Here is a 25,654-nt window from a genome sequence, read left to right as displayed (position 1 = left end):
GCCGGCGATGGCCGGATCGGGCTACCGCTTCCCGTAGCGCCCCGTCCGGTCGCGTGATGCCGGGCGGGGCTCCGTCGTTCCAAGGTCACGCGCCCGTGGCAGGTGCCGTCGCCTCGCCGAACAGGCCCAGCACGCCATGCTCCTGGGCGCCCAGCGCGAACTCCGGGAAGGTCCACCACGTGTCGCCCAGCGTGCTCCACTGCGGCGGCACCCTCAGCAGTCGGCCGTCGCGGCTCAGTTCCAGGACGAGATGGCGGCCCGTGGCGTCGGCGGGCGGGGTCAGCAGGATGCCGGTCACGAGGTCCGCCCACCGGACGCCGCCCCGGACGTTGACGGCCAGCATGTACCGGTCCGGCACACCGTCGATGCCGCGCGGCAGGACGACCGCCTGAGCGCCGTTGCCCGCCGCGGCGATCCGGCGTGCCACGTCGGCGAGGGGTCCGGTGACCTCGTCGGTGGCGTGGGCCACGGCCAGGCTCCGTACCAGGGGCCGCGGGAGCCAGTGCGGCTCGTCCGCGATCAGCGCGTCGATGGTCGCCTGGGGGTCGTCGCCGGGCGCCGCGAGGAGTCCGAGGATGGTGTGCCGGGCCTGGTGGGCGGCGGCCGTGTCCGCCGGGTCCAGTTGGACGCGTGCCCAGACCGGGCCGCCCGCCTGCTCGGTGTCCACCACGAACGTCGTCCGCAGGAGGAGGTCGGGCAGGCGCGGGTCCAGGCCGTGCAGCCGGTCCGTGCGGGTCTGGATCTCGCCGCGTACGGCGTCCTCGAAGGTCTGTCCGTCGCGCCAGGCGTCCCGGAGCAGGGTGCTCAGGGCGCCGTCGTCGATGCCCAGGTCGCGGGCGCTGTCGCGTAGCGCGTCGGGCAGCGGCCAGGACCGGTGGGCTCCGGCCGGGTCGATCAGCGGGGTGGTGCCCGGCGCCGTCGGGCGGTCCGCGTGCACGGAGCCGTCCGGGGCGGCCCAGCGCCGGTAGGTCGTGCCGTCGGGCAGGGTGACGTCGATACGGACGGGCGAGCCGAGTTCATGGGCGACGCCCCGCACCAGGTCCTCGGGGGACAGGGTCAGGAGCGGCGGGAGGTCGGGCACGGGCGGTGGCGGGAGGGTGGGGTCGCCGGTGAGCCGGGTGTGCAGGGCGGCCACCTCGTCGGTGAGCGTGCCGAGCGCCTCGGCCGGGGTGCGTCCGCCCGCCAGGAGCCGGGCCGGGTCCTGGAGGGAGTCGCGGTGGTGGTCGAGGAAGCGCCGGGCGTCCCGGTCGGCCCCGCTGCCGGGGACGCCCTCCTGGTCCAGGGTGTCCCGCACGGCGGTCAGCGCCCACTGGACGTGGTGGCGGACCATACGGGCGTGCTGCCCGGCGGCGTCGAACCGGAGCACCGCGGCGTCCACGGAACCGCTGGTCTGCGCCCGGACGGCCTCGGCGACGGCCCTGGGGGCGCGTTCGGGGGTGGCGCCCGGTGTGGTGGCGTAGGCGGCGAGCAGCGCCGGGGCGTCGTGGGCGGCGGCGCCGGTGAGGGCGTCCCAGTCGGTGGCGGCCGGGGTCGGCGGGGTCCGTTCCAGCCGGGACCGCAGTTCGTCCACCTCGGCGGCGAAGAGATGGACGTACACGTCCCCGGTGAAGGGGTCGCCGCGGAAGGTGCCGCGGTCGGTGGGGTTGCTGAACAGATGGTGGTCGCGGAGCTGGGCGTCCAGGGTGAAACGGCCGGTGAGCCGGACCAGCATGACCGGTCCCTGCTGCTTGACATGGGACTCGCGGCGGTAGTTCTCGGTGGCGGAGGCGGCGAGGTTGCTGCCGGTGACACGGGACTGGCCGGTGTCGCCGGACGCGGAGTCGCCGGGCTGGACGCGGCCGTCGGCGGCGGTGGTCGCCCCGTTCACCGCGCCGGAGCCGGAGGCGCCGAGGCTGCCGCCGGTCCGCCAGCGGTCGACGCTGCCGGTGTGGGTGGTGCCGGACTGGTGCTTGGCGTAGCGGCCGGTGCCCGCGCCGTCGACGGCGCCGAGCACGTCGAGCCGGGTGAAGGCGCCGGACAGCGCGAGGTCGGAGCGGCGGCTGGAGCGGCCGGGCACGAACAGGTTCTCGGCCAGGGTGACCCGGCCGGTGGAGGACAGGTCCCACATCCGGTCGGCGAGGATGCTGCGGTCGAACAGCTCCCGCAGGACGGCGCTGGTGCGCACCGAAGCGCCGTCGGCGGCCGGCCCGAACATGCGGGTGGCCAGCCGGTACGCGGCGCGCAGACCCTCGTCCATGACCACTCCGGCGACGAAGGAGTCGCGGGGCAGCGGGGGCAGGGTGCGCAGGTCGGGGGCGGCGGGGCGGGGGCCCTGCATGGGTCGGAACTCGCCGAGGCCGCGCGGGATCTGGAGGTCGAGGTGGCCGGAGGCGGTGAGGGTCTGCGGGGTGGAGCGGGTGGCGTCGAGATTGCGGTACAGGCCGAGGAGCAGGTTGTTCAGGGGGCGTCCGCCCATGTCGAGACGGCGCACCTCGACGGTCATGGTGTGCTGGAAGCGGGCCTTGTAGTGGCCGTCCCAGGCGTAGGCGGTCTCCTCGGAGACGGCGTTCTCGGAGCGGCTGACCCCCCGGTGGCGGCCTTCGCCGACGCTCACGCCGAGGGTCTCGCGGTTGTTGGCGACCCCGGCGCCGAAGCGGGCGCCGAAGGACTGGGTGGAGTCGACGGAGTGGGACGTGGAGGTGGCGGTGTAGCTCTGCTTGTAGTTCTCGATGCCGGTGTCGGGGCGGAAGCCGAGGACTTCGGGCGCCCCCCGCAGGACGTCGGCAAGTCGGATCTCCACGATGTCGGTGAGTCCCCAGCCCACCGGGTTGACCAGGTAGAAGGTCTGTCCGTGGGTGGACAGGAAGTTCTCCCAGAACGCGAGGTCACGGCCGGGCGCCAGCAGCCCCTGGAGGGTGTTGACACCGCCCTGGAGACGGCCGAGGCGCTGTCCGTCGCCCGCCCAGAGCTGGACGCCGTCGGCGCGTCCCTCGGCGAGCAGTCCGGGCGCGACCCGGTCGACGAGTTCACGGACCATGTCGTAGGTGGTGCGGCCGTCGTCGTAGCCCGCCTCATAGATACCGCTGTGGCCGAGGACCCGGCCGCCGGGGTCGTCGCGGGTGAGGTACTCGGGCAGGCTGAGGGTGGTGGCGTCGGCGTCGGGGTCGCTGAGGGCGTCCAGGCCGTAGGCGACGGCGAGATCCGCCCTGGTCTGCTGGTTGAGCACGGGCAGCGCGCCGGACTCATGGGCCGCGGCGAGCAGTTCGGCGAGTTCCTGGCGGCTGTGGACGGGGGTGACGCCGAGCAGGGCGAGGGTGTCGGCGAGGTCGTCGTCGGTGGCGTCCTGCTTCCAGCGGGTCAGCAGCCCGGCCACCAGATCGCCGCCGAGCCGGGTGTCCCCGGCCGCCCAGCGGGTCGTCACATCCACCAACTGCCGGTCGGAGACCGGGACATGACCCTGCGCGTACTCGTCCAGCGCCTGCGGTTCGGACAGCACGAACAGCATGGTGCGGCCGTCGACCCGGCGGGTCTCCTCGGCGTGCGCGTGCGGGAACAGCTTGGCGTGTTTCTCCAGCCGGCTGGTGACCTCGAAGCCGACCTCGGTACGGAAGGCGTACGCCCGGTTGAAGTCGAGCTGGATCAGCTCCTTGCCGCCGGTCAGGCCATGGCCGCGGGAGTCGTTGCTCTGGAGGGTGCGTCCGGCGTCGGTGGACCCGGAGGCGCTGCCCACGCCCGCGCCGTCCAGGGGGCCGCCCGCGGTGACGTCGTACTGCGCGAACCGTACGCCCCGGGAGGTGGAGTCGGAGGTCGACGTCTGGTCCAGGGTGAGCTGGATGGTGCCGAGGACGTACTTGTCGTCGGTGGCCCCGGCGAACACGGTCCGGCCGAGGTCGGCGCGGATGTCGAGGCCGCCGAAGGTGTCCCGCAGCAGGCCGCTCTCGAAGAACTGGTCGGAGGTGTAGGCGCCGCGGGCGATCTCCTTGAAGTGGGCGCGGACCATGGTGGTGCCGGTGAACGTGGACAGTTCGGCGTCCGCGTTCCCCTGCACCCCGGTGAGGGGGCGCAGCGCGCGGGCGGCGCTCTCCAGGCCGCCGCTGTCGAGGTAGTAGATCCCGGCCTGGTTCAGCACGGACACCGGCGGGGCGGCGACCGGCACACCGGGTTCGCGGAGGTCGCCGAGCGGCAGCACGTACTGGGTGGACGGCTGGTCCTGGAGGCGGATCGGCTCGGGGTCGCGGGCGCCGGGGCGGACGGACCCCTGGAGTCCGCTGTGCTCGAACTCCATGGTGACCGTGTAGTGGTCGAAGACCCGGTGCTTGTGCAGGACGCCCGGGTACTCCAGGAGTTCGGGCCGGTTGTGCAGGTGGGAGACGGTCTGTCCGGCGCCGGTCTGGCGGAACACGTCGAGGCCGAAGCCGCCGCCGAGGAGCTGCCGGAAGGAGGCGCTGATCCGGGCGGAGAACGAGATCCGCCGCCCGCCGCCGCTGGACTGTCCGGCGGCGCCCATGCCCATGGCGAGGTTGACCGCGTGGTACTGGTCGGTGCTGCCCTCGTACCGGGACGGCAGGTGGGAGCGGACGGCCTTGACGGTGATCCGTACGGCGTCGACGTCCAGATGGACACCGAGGGCGCCGCGCGGCCGGGTCAGGGTGAAGACCATCCCGGACTGCCGGATCTGGTCGTGGAAGGACTCCAGGCCCTGCGCGGAGAGGTACTTGTCGACGAGTTCGGCGTTGGTGACCTGGCTGTCCAGGCCCGACCGGTGGGCGAACCAGCGGACGCCGGGCAGCGGCAGCCGCGGGTCGTGGCCGGGCTGTCCGGGCTGCGGGACGAGGAACCCGTGCTCGGTGAGCACCTCGGTGACCCGGTCCTTCATCTCCTGGACGGTGGCCTCGCCGACCCGGACCAGACCCATGCCGATGCCCTTGCCCTCCCTGAGGTGCGGGGGCAGTTCACTGCCCGGGGAGGCGGGGTCGTAGGTGTCGGTGGTGATCAGCAGCCCGTCCTGGTAGGCGACCTGGTGAGGTGCCGTGGCGTCCACCGGGTCCGGCACGACGCCGGTCACCGGGTCGTTCAGCGCGTCCCGGTCCACCGGGTAACCGGCGGCGAGGGCGTCCTCCTCGGCCAGCCGCAGCAGGCCCCGGCTCGGCAGCCAGCCGGTGACGGCCGGGGCCCGCCCGGGGACCCACACCTCCGCCGCGAGCGCGAACTCCGCCTCATGGCCCGTGGTACGGCCCGCGAACCGGGGCACGCTCACCCACAGCCCGGCCCGGGAGGCGCTCACGGTGTCGCTGTGGGACCAGGTCATCGCCAGCGAGGCGCTCGCGTTGACGCTCAGGGCGGGTTCCCCGAGCGGCGACGGCAGCAGACCGGCGCTGACCGAGGCGAAGGTGACGGAGCTGGAGTGGGCGACGGTGTGACTGCCGCCGGTGCCGTCGATCGCGGTCCGGACGTTCTCGATGTGCGCCTTGTCGGAGGTCTCGCCGACCCGGACGTCCCCCGGCCCGCGCACCGCGTGCACCCGGATCACCGCGCCCGTGTGACCGTCGGCGTCCTTGAGGGAGAAGGTGTAGCCGCCGTCGACGGCCCGGTCGAGCTGGGCGTCGGTGGTCCACAGCTTCTGGAGCAGTTCATCGCGGGAGGCGCTGCCGATCCCCTGCGGGAAGCCCTGGCTGCCCAGGGTCGCGACCACCGAGTCGAACAGCGCGGGCAGCCCGGTCAGCCCGGAGGCGAAGTACGACGCCGGCAGCCGGTCGGCACGCACCCGCGGGCCGGTCGCCACGACCTGTTCGGGCGCGGTGCCGAGATAGTGCTCGGGCACCCACAGCATCAGCCGCTCCGGCGCGGTGGAGGGCAGCGGGACCGGCGGGATGTCCGCCCACCGCCGGTCGGGGTCGGTACGGGCCTTCAGGGTCCAGCGGGGCTCGTAGGAGAGCAGCCGCCCCTCGGTGCGGTTGTCCTCTACATGGCCCCGCTCGGCGTCCCCGATGCGGTTGGTGGAGCGGCTGGAGGCGTTGGCCGTGCCGGAGATCCCGGCGCCCACCCGCAGCACGTTCAGCGGTCCGACACCGAGCCCGACGCCGTACGACAGGGACGCGTTGGCCCGCAGCGCGCCGGTCGGGCCGCTGTGGGAGCGGTTCTCGGCGCCGATCGCGAACACCCCGGTGGTGTTCTGGTTGTTGAGGTACGGGGCCCGCCCGGCGGGGCGGGGGTCGGTGGTCGGACGGGGACCGGGGGCGTTCCGGGGGGCCGGTGCCGTGCCGTCGCCGGTCTCGTCGTCCTCGGGGATGGTCGCCAGCGTGCCCCGGCCCCGCGCCGAGGGACGGTCGTACGAGCCCTCCGGGTCCCGCACCTCGCGCGGGTCGGCGGGGTCGAGCGCGACGAGGACCTCGATCGGGCCGAGCGGGACCAGCAGACCGCCGTCGGCCCGAGCGCCGTGACCGGCCACCAGATACCGGTAGTTGCTCAGCAGCCGCTGTTCCAGCAGCGCCCAGTTCCGCTCCGGGACGGTCACTCCCTCATGGGTGGCCATGGCCCGCACGCGCGCCACGACGTCCTGGACGCCCGGCAGACCGGCGCGGGGGATACCGATGGAGCGGACGGCGGGGTGGGCGTCGACGGGAGCGCCGAGACCGGGGACGGGGCGGGGACGGGGGGCGGGGGCGGGAGTGGGGGCGGGGTCCTCGTCGTCGTCGCCTTGGGCGGCGTCTTGGGCGGCGGCGTCTTGGGCGGCGGCGTACTGGGCGTCGTCGCCTTGGTCGTACGCGTCTTGGTCATCGGCGTACAGGGCGTCGTCGCCTTCGTCGTCGGCGTCCTGGTCGTCGGCGTCCTGGTCGTGGGCGTCCTGCGCGGGGTCGTCAGGGGTGTCGTGGGCGCCGGGGTCCTGGGCGTGGTCGGCCGTGCCGGGTCCGGGGTCGTGGCCGCCGCCGTCACCGCCGTCACCGCCGTCGTCGCCGCGGCCCCGCCCGCGGCGGTCCGTGCTGGGGCCGGGGTCACGGCTGTCCCCGTAGCCACCGTCACCGTCGTCGCCGTCGCCGTCGTCGCCGTCGTCGCGGCCGGTGTCCGGGACGGTCATGAGCGCAGGGCGCGGGGTGGGCGTGGGCGCCGGGGGCAGCGGGTCGAGGTGGGTGCGGTCCGGGCCGATCGCCAGGTCCAGGAAGTTGCCGTGGCGGCCCCCGGCGGTCAGTTCGGGGAAGCGCAGACCGCTGTCGCCGAGCAGCCGCAGATCGTCCGACGGGTCGAGGAGGACACCGGCGGCGTCGACCTCCATGGTGCGGAACGGGCCCATGCGGCGGACCGTGGACGCGTGTTCCCGGGTCCCGGCGACATCGGTCCAGCGGATGCCGTTGCCGGTGTTCTCGGCGAACAGCGGGCGTCCGTCGTAGCCCCGGTGGCCGGTGAGGACCAGGGCGCGGGCGCCGGGACCGGCGTCGGTGAGCCGGTTGACCAGCTCGATCAGCGCGCGCCGCGGCGGGCCCTCGGAGGGCTGTACGGCGTGGGCGGCGACCAGCCGGGGGATCGCGCCGGGATCGATGAGGTCCTCGATGTCGAGGACGGTCTCGCTCAGGTCGCCGCCGGGGTTCTCGCCCCGGGCGAGGGCCCGGATCAGGTCGAGGGCCTCCATGGCGTCGGAGACCGTCCGGGCAGGGAGCCCGGCGCGGCCCCAGGCAGGGTCGCCCTGCTGCTGGACGCCGGAGACGAAGACCGCCTGGGCGAACAGCTCGGGCAGGTCCGGGTGGATGGCCGCCAGCTCACCGTCGATCTCGGTGCGCACGCCGTCCTCGAAGGTCAGCCCGTGCCGCCAGGCGCTGCGGCGGACGCCCTCGATCAGGTCGGGGCCGAGGTCCAGGTCGCCCGCGAGCTGGTGCAGGGCGGGCGGCATGGTCCAGATCCGCTGGACGCCGTCGGGGGTCAGCACCGGCACCGAGCCCGCGTCGAGGGGGTCGGAGGCGTAGACATAGCCGTCGGACTCGGCCCAGTGCCGGTCCGTGGTGCCGTTCGACAGGGTGACGTCCATGCGGACCGGGACGCCGAGATGGTGGGCGAGGCCACGGGCGAGGTCGTCCGGCGGCAGGGTGAGGGGCTCCGGGAAGTCCGGCGGGTCGATGGGGGTGGGGTCGCCGGTGAGGGCGGTACGGAACGCGGAGACACGGTCGTGGAGTTCCTCGACGGCCGTCGCGACCCGGTCGAAGCCGCCGGTCAGCGGGGACGGGTCCCGGACGAACCGGGCGACGCGGTTCAGGAAGCGCTGGGCGTCCCGCTGGGTCGGTTCGTCCTCGTCGGCCCGGGTGGCACGGGCCTGGAGGAGGTCGGTGCCCGTGGCGCGCAGCGCCCAGCGCAGGGCGGCGCGGACGGCCGCCGCCTCGATGTCGGCGGTGTCGAACCGCAGGACCGCCGCCCGCAGCGGGGTGCCGTCGCCCTGGGCGCGGACGGCCCGCGCGACGCTCTCGGCGACCCGCTCCACGGACGCGCCCGGCGTGGCCGCGTACTCGGCGACCAGCCGGGACACCGGGAAGGTGCGGGCGCTGTCCAGGGCCCGCCAGTCGGCGCCGGGCAGGACGGGGCGGCCGTCGCTCGCCATGCGGGCCTGGAGTTCGGCGACCTGGTCGCTGAACATATGGACGTAGACCCGTCCCGTGAAGCGCTCGCTGAGGTGCTGCCCGGCCTCCCGGGGGAAGAGGCTGTAGATGCGGTGCCTGGTGCGTTCGCCGGTCAGCTGGTATTGGCCGGTCAGCTCCACGAGCTGGATCTCGCCCTGCTGTTTGGCGTGCTGCTCGCGCCGGTAGTTCTCGGTGCCGGTGGCGCCGGTGTTGCTGCCGGTGCCCCGGGACTGGCCGGTGTCGCCGGAGCCCGAGTAGGCGGGGACGGGCCGTCCGCCGGGAGTGGTGGCCGGGTCGTGGGGGGCCAGCACGCCGGAGCCGCTCACGCCGAGCGAGGCACCGGCCCGCCAGGCGTCGGTGCTGGCGCTGTGGGACGTACCGCTCTGGTGTTTGGCGTAGCGGCCGGTGCCGCTGCCGTCCATGGTGCCGAGGATCTTGAGGGCGGTGAGGCGTCCGGCCATGGAGACGGTGGCGCGGTTGCCGGAGCGGCCGGAGACATGGAGGTCGCGGGCCATGACATAGCTCTGGCCGGCCGATGCCTCCAGGAGGTGGTTGGCGAGCTGGTTGCGGCTGAAGAGCTGCTCGAAGACGGGGCCGTTGTGGACCCGGGTGCCGTCGGCGCCGGGCCGGAACAGTCCGTTGTAGAACCGCCGGGCGGCGGTCAGCGCCTCGTCCATGACCACCCCGGCCACATAGGCGTCGCCGGGCAGTGCGGGCACCTCGCGCAGATCGGGCACGTTCGGCCGGGCGGTCTCGTCGGGCCGGAACTCGCCCAGTCCGCGCGGGATCTGCACCTCGATACGGCCGGTGGCGGTGCCGGTCTGCGGGGTGACCCGGTGCGGGGCGTCGAGGTTGCGGTACCAGCCCATCAGCAGGTTGTTCAGGGGCCGTCCGGCCATGTCGAGGCGGCGGGCGGTGACGGTCATGGTGTGCCGGTACTCGACCTCGTAGTGGCCGTCCCAGGCGTAGGTGGTCATCTCGGTGACGGCGTTCTCGGAGCGGGTGATCCCCCGGTGCCGTCCCTCGCTGACGGTCAGGTTGGTCTGGTCGTGGTTGTTGGGGATGCCGCCGCCGAGCTTGGCGGTGAAGGACTGGCCGCTGTCGGCGGACCGGCCGGTGGAGCGGCCGGTGTAGTTGTGGCTGTAGTCCTCGATGCCGGTGTCGGGGCGGAAGGCGAGCAGCGTGGGCGCGCCGTGCAGGACGTCGGACAGCCGGATCTCCACGATGTCGGCGAGCGCCCAGCCCACCGGGTTGACCAGGTAGAAGGTCTGCCCGTGGGTGGCGAGGAAGTTGTCCCAGAAGGCGATGTCCCGGCCGGGTGCGAACAGCGCCTGGAGGGCGTTGACCCCGCCCTGGAGACGGCCGATGCGGCGGCCGTCGCCCGCCCACAGCTCGGGGTCGCGCGCCAGCAGTCCGGGCGCGGCGGCCTCGACCTGTTCGCGGACCAGGTCGTAGGTGGTGCGGCCCTGGTCGTAGGTGACGCGGGTGATGCCGCTGTGGCCGAGGATCTTGCCGCCGGGGTCGTCGCTGGTGAGGTAGTCCGGGAGGCTGAGGGTGGTGACCTTCGCGCCGGGGGCGGGGAGGGTCAGTCCGAAGCCGTCCGCGAGGGCCTGCCGGATGTCCGGGTCGAGGACGGTCAGCGCGCCAGCGCCGTGCAGTTGCGCGAGCTGGTCGGCCAACTCGGCGCGGCTGTAGTCGAGTTGAGCGGTCAGGTCGGCGAGTCCGGCGTCGGTGACATCCTGGCTCCAGCGGGTCAGGACGGCGGCCACGATGTCGCCGCTGAGCCGGACCTCGCCGGCCGCCCAGCGGTTCATGACATCGACGAGCTGGGTGTCGGAGACCGGTACGTTGCCCCGGCCGTACTCCTCCAGGGCGAGCGGTTCGGGCAGCAGGAACACCATCTTGCGGCCGGTGACGGCACGGCGGTCGTGGGCGTGCGCGTCGGGCAGGAACTTGCCCTGCCGCTCCAGCCTGCTGTGCACGGTGAAGTCGACGGTGGTCTCGAAGGCGTAGGCCCGGTTGAAGTCGAGCTGGATGCGTTCCAGGCCGCCGGTGCGGCCGTCGCCCGTGGTGGTGTTGCGCTGGAGGGTGCGGCCCGCGTCCAGACCGCCCTGGAGATGGCTGAACCCGGCGTCGTCGGCGGGTCCGCCCGCGGTGACGTCGAACGGGGTGAGGCGCACACCCCGGGAGTTGTTGTCCGAGGTGTTCGTCTGGTCCAGGGTCAGATTGATCTTGCCGATGACGAACTTGTCGGCGGTGGCCCCGGCGAACCGGGCCACGCCCGGCACCGCGCGGATACCGACCCCGGCCAGGGTGTCCCGGAAGAAGCCGGGGTCGAAGAACTGGTCGGAGGTGTAGCCGCCGTGCGCCATCTCCGTGAGGAAGGAGCGGACCATGATGGTGCCGGTGAACGTGGACAGTTCGGCGTCCGCGGTGCCCTGCGGGCCGGTGAGCGGACCGAGGACGCGGGTGGCGGCGTCCCGCAGGCCGGTGGCGTCCAGGTAGTGGATGACCGCCCGGTCCAGGACCGCCGGCGGCAGGGCGCGTCCGTTCGGGCGGCCGGGGTCGTCGGTGTAGCCGAGCGGCGGCAGGTACACCCGTGACGGCTGGTCGGCCAGCTGGATGGGCTGCGGGTCGCGGGCGCCGGGCCGGACCAGGCCCTGCACCCCGCTGTGCTGGAACTCCAGGGTGACCGTGTAGTCGTCGGTCAGCCGGTAGGTGTGCAGGGTGCCGGGGTACTCCAGGAGTTCGGGCCGGTTGTGCAGATGGGAGGCGCTCTGGCTCGCGCCGATCTGGCGGAAGGCACTGATCCCCCCGCCGCCGCCGACCAGCCGCTGGAAACTGAAGCTCCAGTTCAGTCCGAGGGTGGCCCGGGTGGAGCCGCTGCTGCTGTTCCCGGCCGAGCCCATGCCCATGGCCAGGTTGACGGCGTGGTAGTCGTCGGTGCTGCCCTCGTAGCCCGGCGCCTGCCGGGTGCGCTCGGCGCGGACGGTGATCCGTACGGTGTCGGTGTCCAGGTTCACGCCCAGCAGGCCCTGCGGCTTGGAGAGCGTGAAGACCATGCCGGACTGGCGGATCTGGTCGTAGAACGACTCGAAGCCCTGCATCGAGAAGTACTTGGCGACGATCTCGGCGTTGGCGACCTGCTGGTCCAGGGTGTCCCGGTTGGCGTTCCAGGGCGTCGGGGCCATCCGGTGGCCGGTGGCGTCGGCGCCGGGCGGCGGGGCCAGGAAGCCCTGGGCGACGAGCTGTCCGACGACCTGCCCGCGCAGGGTGCGGACGGTGTCCTGGTCCACGTCGACCAGCCCCATGCCGATGCCCCGGCCGTCCAGCACATGCGGCGGCGGCACCCGGAACGGGGAGTTCGGGTCGAGGACGTCGGCGGTCTGGAGCAGACCGGGGCCGTGCGGGACGGTCCCGGGGCGCCCGCCGCCGAGGGGGTCGGGGACGACGGCGGTGGGGTCCTCCAGCGCGCTCTCGTCCACCAGCAGCCCGAACCCGGCCGCGTCCTTCTCCGGCACCCGCACCAGGGCGCGGCTGGTCACCGCCTCGGTGACGATCGCCCGCCGACCGGGCACCAGGACGTCCGCGGTCAGCCGGAAGTCGATCTGATGCCCACTGGTCCGGCCCGTGTAGCGCGGTACGTCCACCCAGAGCCCGGCGCGGCTCGCGCTGAGCGTGTGCGAGCTGGACCAGCTCACGGCGGCGGACGCGGACAGGTTCAGATGGAGCAGGGAGTCGGGCACCGGCAGCGGCAGCAGATCGGCGGTGACGGCGGCGACGGTGACGGCGCTGGACTGGGACAGGGTGTGGCTGCCGCCGGTGCCGTCGATGGCCGTCCGGACGTTCTCCACATGCGCCTGGTCGGAGGTCTCGCCGACCCGGACGTCCCCCGCGAGCCGGTCGGCGTGCACCCGGATCACCGCGCCCGCGTGCAGATCGCCGCCCTTGACGCTGAAGACATGGCCGTCGTCGTCGTTGACCGCCTTGTCGAGCTGGGCGTCCAGGGTCCACAGCTTCTGGAGGAGTTCGTCCCGGCCGGGGCTGCCGATCGGCAGGTCGACGCCCTGCCGCCGCAGCGCGCCGAGCACCGCGTCGAACAGGACGGGCAGCCCGGACAGCCCGGAGGCGAAGAAGTACGCCGGGAGCCCGTCCGCGCGCACCCCGGTGCCGGTGGCCCTGACCTGGGCGGGCGCGGTGGCGAGATAGTGCTCGGGCACCCACAGCAGCAGCCGTTCGGCGGACCGGCTGGTGTCCGGCACGACCGGGGCGACCGCGCTCCAGGGCCGGGCGCCGTCGGTGCGCAGCCGCAGCGACCAGTTCGGCTCGAAGGCGAGTAGTCGGGACTCGGCGCGGGTGTCCTCGACATGACCCGCCTCGGCGTCCCCGATGCGGTTGGTGGAGCGGCCGGAGGCGTTCGCGGTGCCGGAGATCCCGGTGCCCACCCGGAGCGCGTTGAGCGGGCCGACGCCCATACCGATGCCGAAGGACACGGCCGCGTTGCCGCGCAGGGCGCTGGTCGGGCCGCTGTGGCTGCGGTTCTCGGCGCCGATGCCGAAGGCGCCTTGGATGGTCTCGTTGGAGTGGAACCGGGCGCGGGCCGGGTCACGGGGGTCGGTGAGGGGCTTCGGTCCGGTGCCGTCGCCGTCGCCGGTATCGGGGCGGGCCGGGGTGAAGGTGGTGAGTTCGGTGTCCTCGGGGATGGCGTCCAGCCTCGGCACGAAGCCCCGGGCTCCGGCGCCGGAGGGGCGGTCGTAGGAGCCTTCCGGGTCCGACAGGAGGTAGGGGTCGGACGGGTCGAGCGAGACCAGGAGTTCGGCCCCCTCGCCGAGCGGGACCAGCAGTCCCCCGTCGCTGAAGACGCCGTGACCGGCGAGCAGATAGCGGTAGTTGCTCAGCAGCCGCTGCGGCAGCGCGCCGAGGGTGTCCTCGGAGACGGTCACCCCGGCGCCGTCCAGCAGGGTCCGGATCTCCGCCATCACCTCGGTCATGTGCGGCAGCCCGGCGCGGGGGACGCCGATGGGACGGGCGGCGGGGTGCAGGGCGACGGGGGCGCCGAGGACGGTGTGCGGGACGGGCTGGGGAGCGGGGGCGGGCTGGGGGGCGGGGACAGCGGTGTTCTGCGCGGTGTCGTGGGCGGTGTTCTGCGCGGTGTCCTGGGCGGGCGGGAGCTGGGAGGGGGCGGGGACCGGCTGCGGGGCGGGGGCGTCCGTGCGGGTACGGGCCGGGTCCCCGGCGATTCCGGCGTCACCGGCGCCCCTGACGTCACCGGTGTCACCGGCGTCCCCGGTGTCCTGGGCGTCACCAGTGTCCCTCGCGTCCCCGGTATCCCCGGTGTCCTGGGCGTCCCGGCCGAGGATCGGGCCCCACAGGGCGTCCCGTCCTGGGCCGAAGGCGAGGTCGGCGAACTGCTGGACCTCGGCCTCCAGGCCGCGCAGCGCCAGCGGCGGGTGGAGCAGCCCGCCCCGTCCGTCCGTCTCCAGGCTGCGGATCGAGTTCAGGAACCACGCGAACGAATCCGGAAGCCGGTTCCCGTCGGGGTCGCTCCAGCGCACCTCGCCGCCGCGGTGCTCGACCCACACCAGGGGCTGGTCCGGTTCATCGGTGACGACGGCGGCGCGGGCGCGGTCACCGGCCCGGGTGAGCCGGTCGACGAGCGCGGGCACGGCGTCGGGGCCCTCGGCGACCCGGGCGGCGCGCTGGGCGAGCAGCGAGCCCAGCGCCCCGGTGTCGATCAGCGCCCGCACCTCGTCCACGGCCCCGGCCAGGTCGCCGTCCGCCAGTTCGTCGCCGGACATCAACTGCCGCACCAGGTCCAGCGCCTGCCGGGCGTCCGCCACGGCCTGCCGCGGCACGGTGTCCGGGTCGGGGAGGGCGTCGCCGCGGGCGGAACCGCCGGCCAGGAAGTCGGCCTGGTGGACGAGGTGGGGCAGGTCCGGGTGCACTGCGGCGAGCAGCGCGTCGGTGTCGGCCCGCGCCCGGTCCTCGGCCGCGATCCGGGCTTCGACCTCGGCCCGTACCGCCTGTTCGAAGGTCTGTCCGTGCTGCCAGGCGGTGTGGTACCAGGTGTGGAGCTGCCCGTCGTCCACACCGGTCTCCCGCGCGTACTGGCGCAGTTCGGACGGCAGGGGCCAGTGCTGCCGGACGCCGTCCGGGGTGGTCATGGGGAGCGGGTCCAGGCGGGGGTCCGGGTCGGTGGCGTACACATATCCGTCGCCCTGGGCCCACTGCCGGTGGGCTCCGCCGTCGGGGAGGGTGACGTCCAGGCGGACGGGGACGCCGAGTTCATGGGCGATCTCCCGGACCAACCCGTACGGGGAGAGGGTGAGGAACCGGGACGGCGGGGTGACGGGGCGGGCGGCGGGGTCGTCGTCGGTGAGCAGCGCGTGGGTCGCGCGGACCTCGTCGGCGAGCGTGTCGAGCCGCTGGTCGAGGCTGCCGGGGCGGGCGAGCAGTTCTTCCGGTGCCCGCAGGAGCCCCTCGTAGCCGCGGATCTGGCGGTGCACCGCGCGGAAGGTGGCGGGGGTGGACTCGCCCTGCTCCCGGAGGGTCTCGCGGAGGGTGCCGAGCGCCCATCCGGCCTGGGCGCGGACCACCTGCCGGGGATCGAAGCGCAGTACGGCCGCCTCGACCCGTGCGTCGGCCTGGGCGCGGATGGCCTGGGCGACGCCCCGGGCGGCCTGGCCGGGGGTGACGCCCGGGGTGGCGGCGTACTGGGCGAGGAGGCCCGGCAGGTCGAACGAGGGGGCGCGGCGCAGGGCCCCCCACTCGGTGTGCGGCACGGTCCGCTGCTGGACGTCCATGCGGGCCCGGAGTTCGGCGACCTCGCCCTCGAAGAGATGGACGTAGACATCACCGGTGAAGCGGTCGCTGCGGTGGGCGCCGCCCGGGGCCGGGGTGTCGGAGCGCTGGCCGTCCAGGTGGTACTGGCCGGTGAGGCGGACCAGGAGGATCTCGCCGACCTGCTTGGCGTGCTGTTCGCGGCGGTAGTTCTCGGGGGCGGACGCCCCGAGGTTGCTGCCGGTGGCGCGGGACTGGCTGGTGTCGCCGGTCGCGGAGTAGGGCGCGATGGCCCGGCCGTCGCCGGTGGTGGCGGGGTCGTGGGCGGCGAGGGTGCCGGAGCCGTTGGCGCTGAAGGAGGCGCCGGGCCGCCAGCGGTCGGTGCTCGCGCTGTGGGACGTACCGCTCTGGTGCTTGGCGTAGCGGCCGATGCCGCTGCCCTCGACGGCGCCGAGCACATCGAGGCCGGTCAGCCGACCGGTCAGGGTGACGGTGGCGAGGGCGCTCTCCCGGCCGGAGATGTGCAGGTTGTCCGCCATCACATAGGTCTTGCCCGCGGACGCCTCCAGGAGGTGGTTGGTGAGCTGGCCGCGGGTGAACAACTGCTCGAAGACGGGGCTGTTGCGGATCTCGGAGCCGTCGGCGCCGGGGCCGAACAGCTCGTTCATGAAGCGGCGGGCGACCGGCAGCGCCTCGTCCATGACGACGCCGGTGACATAGGTGTCGCCGGGCAGGGCCGGGACCTCGCGCAGATCGCGGGAGAACGGCAGCCGGGGGCCCTGCCAGTGCTTGAACTCGGCGATGCCGCGCGGGATCTGGAGGTCGAGGTGCCCGGTGCCGGTCAGGGTGTGGGTGGCGGACCGGTCGGCGTCGAGGTTGCGGTACCAGCCGAGCAGCAGGTTGTTCAGCGGCCGTCCGCCCATGTCGAGGCGGCGCACCTGGACCGTCATCTCGTGCTGGAAGCGGACGTCGTAGCGGCCGTCCCAGGCGTAGGCGGTCATCTCGGTGACAGCGTTCTCGGAGTGGGTGACCGCGCGGTGGCGTCCCTCGCCGGTGGAGAGGTTGAGCTGGTCGTGGTTCTGGGCGATGCCGCCGCCGACGCGGGCGGTGACGGAGTTGGTGACATCGGCGGACTCGGTGACGGACCGGCCGATGTAGCCGTGGCTGTAGTCCTCGGTGCCGGTGTCCGGGCGGAAGCCCAGCACCTCGGGGGCGCCCCGCAGCACATCGCTGAGCCGGATCTCCACGATGTCGGTGAGCCCCCACTCCATCGGGTTCACCAGGTAGAACGTCTGGCCGTTGGTGGACAGGAAGTTCTCCCAGAACGCGATGTCCCGGCCCGGGGCGAACAGCGCCTGGAGGGCGTTGACCCCGCCCTGGAGCCGTCCGACGACCCGCTCGCCGTCGCCGGTCCAGATGTCCGGTTCGCGCGAGAGCAGCCCGGGGGCGGCCCGGTCGACGAGTTCCCGGACCATGTCGTACGTGGTGCTGGGGCCGTCGTAGGTGACCCGGGTGATGCCGCTGTGGCCGAGCATCCGGCCGCCGGGGTCGTCGCGGGTGAGGTACTCGGGGAGGCTGACGGGGACGGCGTCGGTGCCGGGGTCGCGCAGGGCGCGGCCGGTGCGGTCGGCGAACGCCTCCCGGGTCGCCGGGTCGAGGACGGGCAGCGCGCCGACCCGGTGCAGCCCGGCGAGGAGCCGCTCCATGGCGCGGCGGTCCCGTGCCTGTCCGGCGTCGGTGGTGTCGGCGCTCCAGCGGTTGAGGACGGCGGCGACGGTGGTGCCGGTGAGCTGGAGGTCCCCGGCCAGCCAGCGGTTCATGACGTCGGCGAGCTGCGTGTCGGGCAGCGGCACATGGCCCTTGCCGTACTCCTCCAGCGCGACCGGTTCGGGCAGCAGGAACAGCATCCGGCGCGGGGCGACCCGCTGTTCGTCGGCGCGGTGGGAGTCGGGCAGGAACCGGGAGCGCTCCTCCAGCCTGCTGTGCACGGTGAAGTCGACGGTGGTCTCGAAGGCGTAGGCCCGGTTGAAGTCGAGCTGGATCAGCTCCTTGCCGCCGGTACGGCCGTTGCCGGTGGAGGTGTTCCAGGCAAGGGTGCGGCCCGCGTCGGCGCCGCCCTGGATATGGCCCACGGCGGCGCCGTCGGTGGCACCGCCCGCGGTGACGTCGAAGGGCGCGATCCGCACGCCGTGGGAGGTGGAGGCGGAGGTGTTCGTCTGATCGAGGCTGAGGTTGATCTTGCCGACGACGAACTTGTCGGGGGTGGCGCCCGCGAACCGGGCGGGGCCCAGCGCGGCCCGGACGTCGACCCCGGCGAGGGTGTCGCGGACGAACCCGGGGTCGAAGAACTGGTCGGACGTATAGGCGTGGTGGGCGATCTCGGTGAGGAAGGCGCGGAGCATGGTGGTGCCGGTGAACGTGGACAGCTCCGCGTCGGCGTTGCCCTGGGGCCCGGTCAGCGGGGCGAGGACGCGGGTGGCCGCCTCGCGCACCCCGGAGGCGTCCAGGTAGTAGATGACGGCTTGGTCGAGGACGGTGGGCGGGACGGGGCCGCCGAGGCTCGTGCCGGGGTCGTCGGCGCTGCCCAGCGGCGGCAGGTAGACCGTCGACGGCTGCTGGTGCATCCGGATCGGCTCGGGGTCGCGGACGCCGGGCCTGACCTGGCCCTGGAGGCCGCTGTGCTGGAACTCCAGGGTCACCGTGTAGTCGTCGAGCAACTGGTGCTTGTGCAGGACGCCCGGGTACTCCAGGAGTTCGGGCCGGTTCTGGAGGTGGGAGGCGCCCTGTCCGGCGCCGGTCTGCCGGAACGCCTCCACGCCGAAGCCGCCGCCGAGCAGCTGCCGGATGCCGAAGCTGAGCCGCAGCCCCAGCGACATACGGGTGCCGCCGCCGCTGGAGTGCCCGGCCGAGCCCATGCCCATGGCCAGGTTGACGGCGTGGTAGTCGTCGGTGCTGCCCAGGTAGAGCGAGGGGCCCGTGGCGCGCTCGGCCCTGATGGTGACCCGGACCGCGTCGACGTCCAGGTTCACCCCGAACATCCCGCGCGGCTTGGTGAGGGTGAACACCAGCCCGGACTGCCGGATCTGGTCGTAGTGCGACTCCAGCCCTTGCAGGGAGAAGTACTTGGCGACGATCTCGGCGTTCTGGATCTGCCGGTCCAGGGTGGTGCGGTTGCCGTACCAGGGGGTGCCGGGCAGCGGTCGTCCCGCCGGGGCCCGCTCCACCGGCGGGACGAAGCCGTACCGGGCCAGCTCCACGGCGGTCCGGGTGTGCAGATAGTGGACCGTGCCCTCGTCCACGTCGACCAGGCCCATGCCGATGCCCCGGCCGTCCGCCACATGCGGGGGCAGATGGGCGTGCGGCGAGTCCGGGTCCCGCTCGTCGGAGGTCAGCAGCAGACCGGACCGGTACGGGACGGTCCCGGCGGTGCCGGTGCCGGGCGGGGCGGGCTGGACGGCGGTGGGGTCCTTGAGCGCGTCGGCGTCGACCTGGAGCCCGGTCAGCAGGGCCGCGTGCTGCGGCACCCGGACCAGCCCGCGGCTCAGTGTCCCCGCGGTGGTGGCCATCGGCCTGCCCGGCACGAGCACGTCCGCGACCAGCCAGAACCGCATGTCGTGCCCGCTGGTGGGCCCGGTGTAGCGCGGTACGTCCACCCACAGCCCGGCCCGGCTCGCGCTGACCGTGTCGGAGTTCGACCAGGACATGCCGAGCGAGGCCCCGGCGAAGGCGTGCAGCAGCGGCTGGGTGAAGGGCAGCGGCACCAGGTCGGCGGTGACACTGGCGAGGGTGAGCGAGCTGGAGTGGGAGACGGTGTGGCTGCCGCCGGTGCCGTCGATCGCGGTCCGCACATTCTCGATGTGCGCCGTGTCGGAGGTCTCGCCGACCCGGGCGTCCCCCGGCATCCGCACGGCGGTCAGCCGGATCACGGCGGCGACATGGCCCCGGTCCTCGGTGATGCTGAAGACGTACCCGCCGTCGTTGACGGCCTTGTCGAGCCGGGCGTCAAGGTTCCACAGCTTCTGGAGCAGCTCGTTGCGGCCGGTGCTGCCGATCTCCAGGGTGACGCCCTGCCGGCCCAGCTCCCGCACCACCGCGTCGAACAGCGCGGGCAGCCCGGTGAGCCCGGAGGCGTAGTAGTACGCCGGCAACCGCGCGCCGAGGATGGGCCCGGTGGCCCTGACCTGGTCGGGCGCGGTGCCGAGATAGTGCTCGGGCACCCACAGCTGGAGCCGCTCCGGCGACCCGGTGGTGTCCACGTCCACCGAGGTGACGGCGCTCCAGCGCTGCCCGGGGTCGGTGCGCACCCGCAGCGACCAGTCCGCGGCGAACGACACCAGCCGGGACGGGGCCCGGGTGTCCTCCACATGACCGGCCTCGGCGTCGCCGATCTGCTGGGTGGACCGGGACGAGGCATTGGCCGTCCCGGAGATCCCGGTGCCGACCCGGAGCGCGTTCAGCGGTCCCACGCCCAGGCCGACACCCACCGAGAAGGCCATATTGGCGCGCAGCGCGCCGGTCGGCCCGCTGTGGCTGACGCTGTGCGCGCCGATGTGGAACACACCGTTGATGCCTTCGCCGCTCTCGAACACCGCCCGCCGGGCGGCGCGGGCGGACACGGTCGACGTGACGTTCGGCACCGCGCCGGGCCGCGGGTCCGGCTCCCCCTGCTCGGAGACGGTGTCCAGGGCCGGCTTCCAGGCGGTGGCGAGCCGGTGGGCGGGGAGGGCGAGCGCGGAGACGGTCGCCGGGGCGTCCGTGGCCGCCGGGCCGTCGTACGGGGCGGTGACGTCGTGCACCGCCGGGCGGTCGTACGACGACTCCGGGTCGAGGTTCTCGCGGGGGTCCGTCGGGTTCAGCGTGATCAGCAGTTCGGCGCCGCGGCCCAGGGGCACCATGAGACCGCCGTCGCCGAGGTCCGCGGCGCGCGGCACGAGATAGCGGTAGTTGCTCAGCAGCCGCTGCGGCAGCGCGCCGAGGGTGTCCTCGGAGACGGTCACCCCGGCGCCGTCCAGGACGGTCCGCAACTGGGCGAGCACGGCGGGCAGATGGGGCAGTCCGGCCCGGGGGATGCCGATCGTGCGGGCGGCCGGGGGGACGTCGACGGGGGCGCCGAGACCGCGGGGGGCTGGGCGGCCCGGTCCCGGTGCCGGGTCGGGGGTGGGGTCGGGGGTGGGGGGCTGGTCGGCGGGGAGCGGGTCCTCGTCGGCGGGGGAGGCGGGGGGCGGGCTGTGGCGGTCGGGCGGGGCGACCGGCACCTCCTCGATGGACGGCCCGTCGTCGGGGCGGCGCTGCGAGGGGCCCGGGGTGTCGTCATCGGAGGCGTACAAGTCTTCGATGTCGGAATAGGCGTCGGCGTCGGTGTTCCGGGGCGGGTCGGTGAGGAGGGTGGAGGTGAAGAAGTCGTCCGGGGTCGCGGCCCGGGTCAGCGCGGGGAACCGCCAGGTGTCGTCCCCGGCGGTGACCGGATCGCGCGGCGGGTCGAGCAGGGCCCCGTCCTGGTCGGTCTCCAGCGACCGGAACGGGCCGTCGGCGACCTCGTCCGGCACCCGGGCCGACGGTTCGCGTCCGGGCCCGGTGCCGCCGCCGCTCCAGCGGACGGTGCCGGTGTCGGTGTCGTGCTCCGCGAGCCAGGCCCGGCCTTCGTAGCCGTCCCGTCCGGGGACGACCAGGGCACGGGCCCCGCCGCCCGCCGCGAGCAGCCGCGCGGTCAGCCCGGCCACGGCGTCCGGACCGTCCGCCGGACGCAGCGCCCCCACGGCGCCCAGCGTGCCGACCGCCCCGGCGTCGAGCAGGGTCGCGATGCTGTCGGCCGTCGGGGCCGCCGTCCGGTGCCAGTCGCCCTCCGCCAGATCCCGCAGGATGCTCAGCGCGGCCCTGGCGTCGCCGAGGGTCTCCTCGGGCAGGGCGGACGGGCGGCGGGCCGGGGAGCCCTCCTCGTACGCCCCGGACAGCAGCGCCGCACGGCTCAGCAGCCCCGGCATCCGGCTGTCGTGGGCGGCGAGCTGCCGCGTCCGGGTGTCCACCTCGGCGTGCACGGTCCGCACGAGGGTCTGCCCGTCCGCCCCCGACCGGCGGGCGTCGGCGGTCAGTTCGTCGGTGTCGATGCCGAACTCGGCGATGGACCGGCGCAGTTCGGCCGCGCCGGGCAGGGGGAGCGGGGAGCCGGGCCGCGGGAGCCCGACCGTGCGGGCGACGCCGGTCTCCCGCACCTCCGGATCGCCCCGCCAGCCTTCCACGGCCCGGATGGTCGCGATCACGGCGCCCAGCGCGTTCAGGAGGTCGCCGCGGCGGCCGGCGAGGAACTCCGGGACGGTGGTGGGCGGTGTCGTGGCGGCCGTGACCGTCCCGTCCGGCGTCGCGGTGCCGGAGCCGCCGTCGGGTGAGGCGGGTTCGCTCCGCGGGCTGATGGGCCGCTGGGCGAAGTCCGTGTCCGCGTCCTGGTGGAACACCGCCGTGAGGGCGTCGTCGAGGGTGGTGCGCAGGTCCGTGAGCTGGGCCAGCAGGGCGGCGGAGGTGTCGAGCCCGTTGGCGAGGAGGGCGGCCTGATGGGACAGCAGCTCCCGGTCGGCGGCGGCGAGCATCGGGCGGGGGGCGTCGCCGTCGCCGACGGTCAGGTTCTCGACGCTCAGGAAGAGAAGGCCCAGGCGGAGGAGCACCTCGGCGGCGCGCAGGGCCCGGATGTCGTCGGAGTCGGAGTCGGCGTCGGAGTCCGCGTCGGTACCGGGATCCGTACCGGAGTCGGAGCCGTCGTCCGTACCGGCGTCGGTACCGGTGTCGGAGTCGGTGTCCGAGTCGAAGCCGCTGTCGGCGAACAGGTGGCCCATGTCGTACGCGTCACCGGAGCCGGAGGGGCCCGCGGTGTCGTCGCCCTCGACGACCGCGCTCTGCTCGACGTCGAAGCCCGGGTCGGCGGCTGTGACCACGGTGGGGCTGAGGGCGGCGGGCGCCTGCTGGATGCTGGGGGTGGTCGCCGGGCTGTCCAGCGAACGGAGGGCGACCTCCAGGGAGTCCCTCGACTGGCTGTACGTGCCGGGACCACCCTGCTCGGGCGACGGCAGGACCTGGACGGACGGCACCTTGACCGTCCACTCGGGGTCCGACTCCAGGAGGCTGCTCAGCGACACCGCCACGCCCGCCTCGTTGGCGCCGTCGAGGAGCCGGTGCGCGTTCCACAGCGTGCGCAGCCCTTCCCCCGCGGACGTGTTGGCCTCGCCCGGAAGCACCGCCGGCGGTCGGGTGACGATCTCGACGGTCATGCCGTACTCGGGCGTGGGCTCCAGTCCGGTCCCCCGGACCGCCGCCGCACGGGACGGGTAGAGCCGGCCGTCGGCGCCGTGGAAGACCGTGCGCCACTCCACGACGAGTCTCGTCCCCGTCGAGTGGACGGCCAGTTCCGCCGCGGGCGGCAGTTCCTGGTCGGCCTTCAGGACGAACAGCGCCTCCGGTTCGACGCCCACACCGGCGTGCTGGGCGGCGGTGGAGGGCGGCTGCTCGGGGAGCGCGTCGGGGCGGAAGGTGCCGTCGGGGCCGACGATCACGGCCCGGGTGTCCGGGGGGAGGTTCCCGGGCTGTTCCGAGCCGATCAGTGGTCCGTCGTCGGCCTGTATCTCGACCCAGTTGACGTCGGTGGTCGTCCGGAACGCGGCGAAGGCGTGTCCGTCGCCGGTGGGGCTTCCGCTGAGGATCAGGGCGCTGGAGCCGGGGTCCGCCCCGTCCAGGGCCTGCTGGACGGTGTTCCAGGAGGTGACCGTCCGCCAGCCGGGTCCGTCCACCAGCCGCCGGTCGGTGTCGTCGAGGGTCACGGCGGGCCGGGCGCCCGTACCGCCGGGCTCGGTGGGGGTGTTCGGGGAGCCGGGGAGGTGGAGGCTGTTGCCCGGGTAGAGGTGGCGGGCCAGGTGCTCCAGGAGGGTCACGCCGTTGATCCGGGTGAGGGGGTTGGGGTCCTGGTGCGCCGGATCGGGGTCGCCCGTCCGCGTCGCCCCATCCTCGCGCAGGGCGGCCACGGCGGCACGGGTGACCGCGTCCCGCAGGCCCTGGCTGTCGGGGACGACGATGTGCGGGGCCGAACGGGACACCGGGGGCGGGAGAGGGGACCCGGTCGTGTCCCGCTCCGGGGAGGCGGTCCCTTCGGAGGGGACGGACTCGGGAGCCGTGGCGGGGGTGGGCGTCGCGGGGGTCGGGGTGTCCGGTGTGGGGGTGGGGCTGTCCGTCGTGCGCGTGGGCGTGTCGGCCGTGGCGGTGTCGGTAGCCGTCGTGGTGACGGTCGGGACGTCGCTGCCGGTCGTGGGGGGAAGGGGGGAGGGCGTGTCCGTCGTGGAGGTCACCGGGTCGGTGACGGCGGACAGCACCTGGAATGCCGTGTCACTCGTACTCGTCCGCACACCAGCCGGGTTGCCGGGCGTAGGGGCGGCCGGGTTGGCGGTGGGCTGGTTCGGCCGGGTCGGGTCTCCCGTCGGACGGGTGGTGTCCGCACCCGGCCTGGGGGCGGCCCCGTTGTCGGAGCCCGGCGTACTCACCGGGTTCGCCGGCACCTGACCACCCGACACCGGCATGACAGGGGTCGGCGTGGGTGTCGGCGTGGAGGTGGATATGGGCGTGGCCGTCGGTATCGGCGTCGGTGTCGGCGTTGATGTCGACGTCGACTCAGGCGTTGGCATTGATGTCGACGTCGACGCAGGCGTCGGCATTGATGTCGATTCGGGCGGCGCCGTGGACGTCGGCTCGCCCCCCGCCAGGACATCGTTGCCCGACCGACCGACCGGCTGATCCTCGTCCGCCGGTCCATTCGTCAGCCCCGGCACGGACACCGACACCGCGTCCGAGTCCAGGCCGCCCGTCACCGTCGTCACCGACGGCAACCGCACCCCGTCCCCGCCCACACCGTCGAACCCGCCGACACCGCTGTCGATACCGCCGTTGATCCCGCCGTCGATGTTGGTGACGCCGTTGCCGCCGCCCACCGTGACCGGTGTCGTCGTCCCCCCGCCACCCGATCCGTTCGTGCCGTTCGTGCCGTTCGCGCCGACCCCGTCGGTACTCGGCGAACCCGCCCCGCCGGATGTCCCGTTCGACGTATTCGTATCCGATCCGGCGGTATCCGGAGCCACGGTCGACGGGACGTCGGACCCGTTGAACAGATTCCTGATCCCCGAGAAATCCGTGAACGCGGCGATCTTCGACGTCAGATCATCGAAACGCCCGCGCAACCCCGCACCCATGTAATCGGCGTTCGTCTCCAGGACCGCGTTCAGCCGCTCACTCGCGAACGCCGAATAGAACCCGGCCGCCCCCACACTGAACGTCCTGAACGCCATCGCGTTGTAGGCCATCTCCGCGCCCACACCCGTCGCGCCCTCACCCACCCCCTGCACCAGGAACGCACCGAACTTCCCCGCCCAGGAATCCGGCCCCATGTGCCGCGCCACCCCGTACGACATCGCCCGCCGCACATCGTCCCCGATCCCCACCGGCAGTCCCCGCGCCAGCACATCGTCCAGCGCGCCCCCAAGACCCTCCCGGCCCGCGCCCCTCACAAACGCGTCAGCCCACTCCCGCCCCAAACCCCGCGCCGCCCCCACACCCATGTCCTCACCGAACCGGCGCGCGAACAGATTCCCCATACTCGTCACGAAGGTGTCCCCGCCCGCCCCGTCCAGACCACCAGGACGCGAAAGACCCTTCAGCACCTGATCCACCCGGTCCGAGAAACCCCGCGCGAACACCTCGTCAGGACCCCCACGCCACCCCTTCGGCAGATCCCCCGGCAATCCCCCACCGGGCCCCTGCCCCAGCGTCTGCGCGGGCCCCGGACGCGGCACACCCGGACCCGAACCACCCAGCTCCTCATCCGCGTCCGGACGCGCGGCCGGACGCCCGCCCGGCCTGCCACCCCCCGGCGGCACATCAGGACCCGACCCCGGACGCCCCCGGAAAGCACTCACCAGGTCGTCGAACAACGACCCCCGCACACCCTTGTTGATCCACTTCGACACATGCCCGGCCAGCCACCCCGCAGCGAACTGCATCGGCACCGCCACCAGACCCTGCACCGCACCGAAACCAGCCGCCTGCGAGGTGTACATCGAGCCCTGCGTCGTGAACTTCCCCTCCTGCGCCAGCCGCCACTGCACCAGCTTGTCCAGGATCACCCCCATCGGGACATTGATCACCTGCTGCACCACGATCGCGAACAGCACCCGATACTTCAGACTCGACAGAATCGCCTGGTACAACGCCTTCAGAAACGTCTGACGGACCAGCGCGGCCAACGGGTTGAAGAACGCCAGCACCAGCGT

General features: G+C 73.9%; 1 protein-coding gene. It reads right to left on the bottom strand.

Annotated features, from left to right (window positions below; translation table 11 throughout):
- Window positions 1–85: 85 nt before the first annotated feature.
- Window positions 86–25,627: a hypothetical protein gene (locus AB0D49_RS34200; protein WP_362765406.1), complete on the bottom strand. Its 25,542-nt coding sequence runs from the start codon at window positions 25,625–25,627 to the stop codon at window positions 86–88.
- Window positions 25,628–25,654: the final 27 nt, after the last annotated feature.

The sequence above is a fragment of the Streptomyces sp. NPDC048290 genome, from assembly GCF_040652095.1.
Classification (GTDB): Bacteria; Actinomycetota; Actinomycetes; order Streptomycetales; family Streptomycetaceae; genus Streptomyces.
Note: the sequence above shows the minus strand (reverse complement) of the source record. Positions and strands in the feature narration are given on the sequence as shown.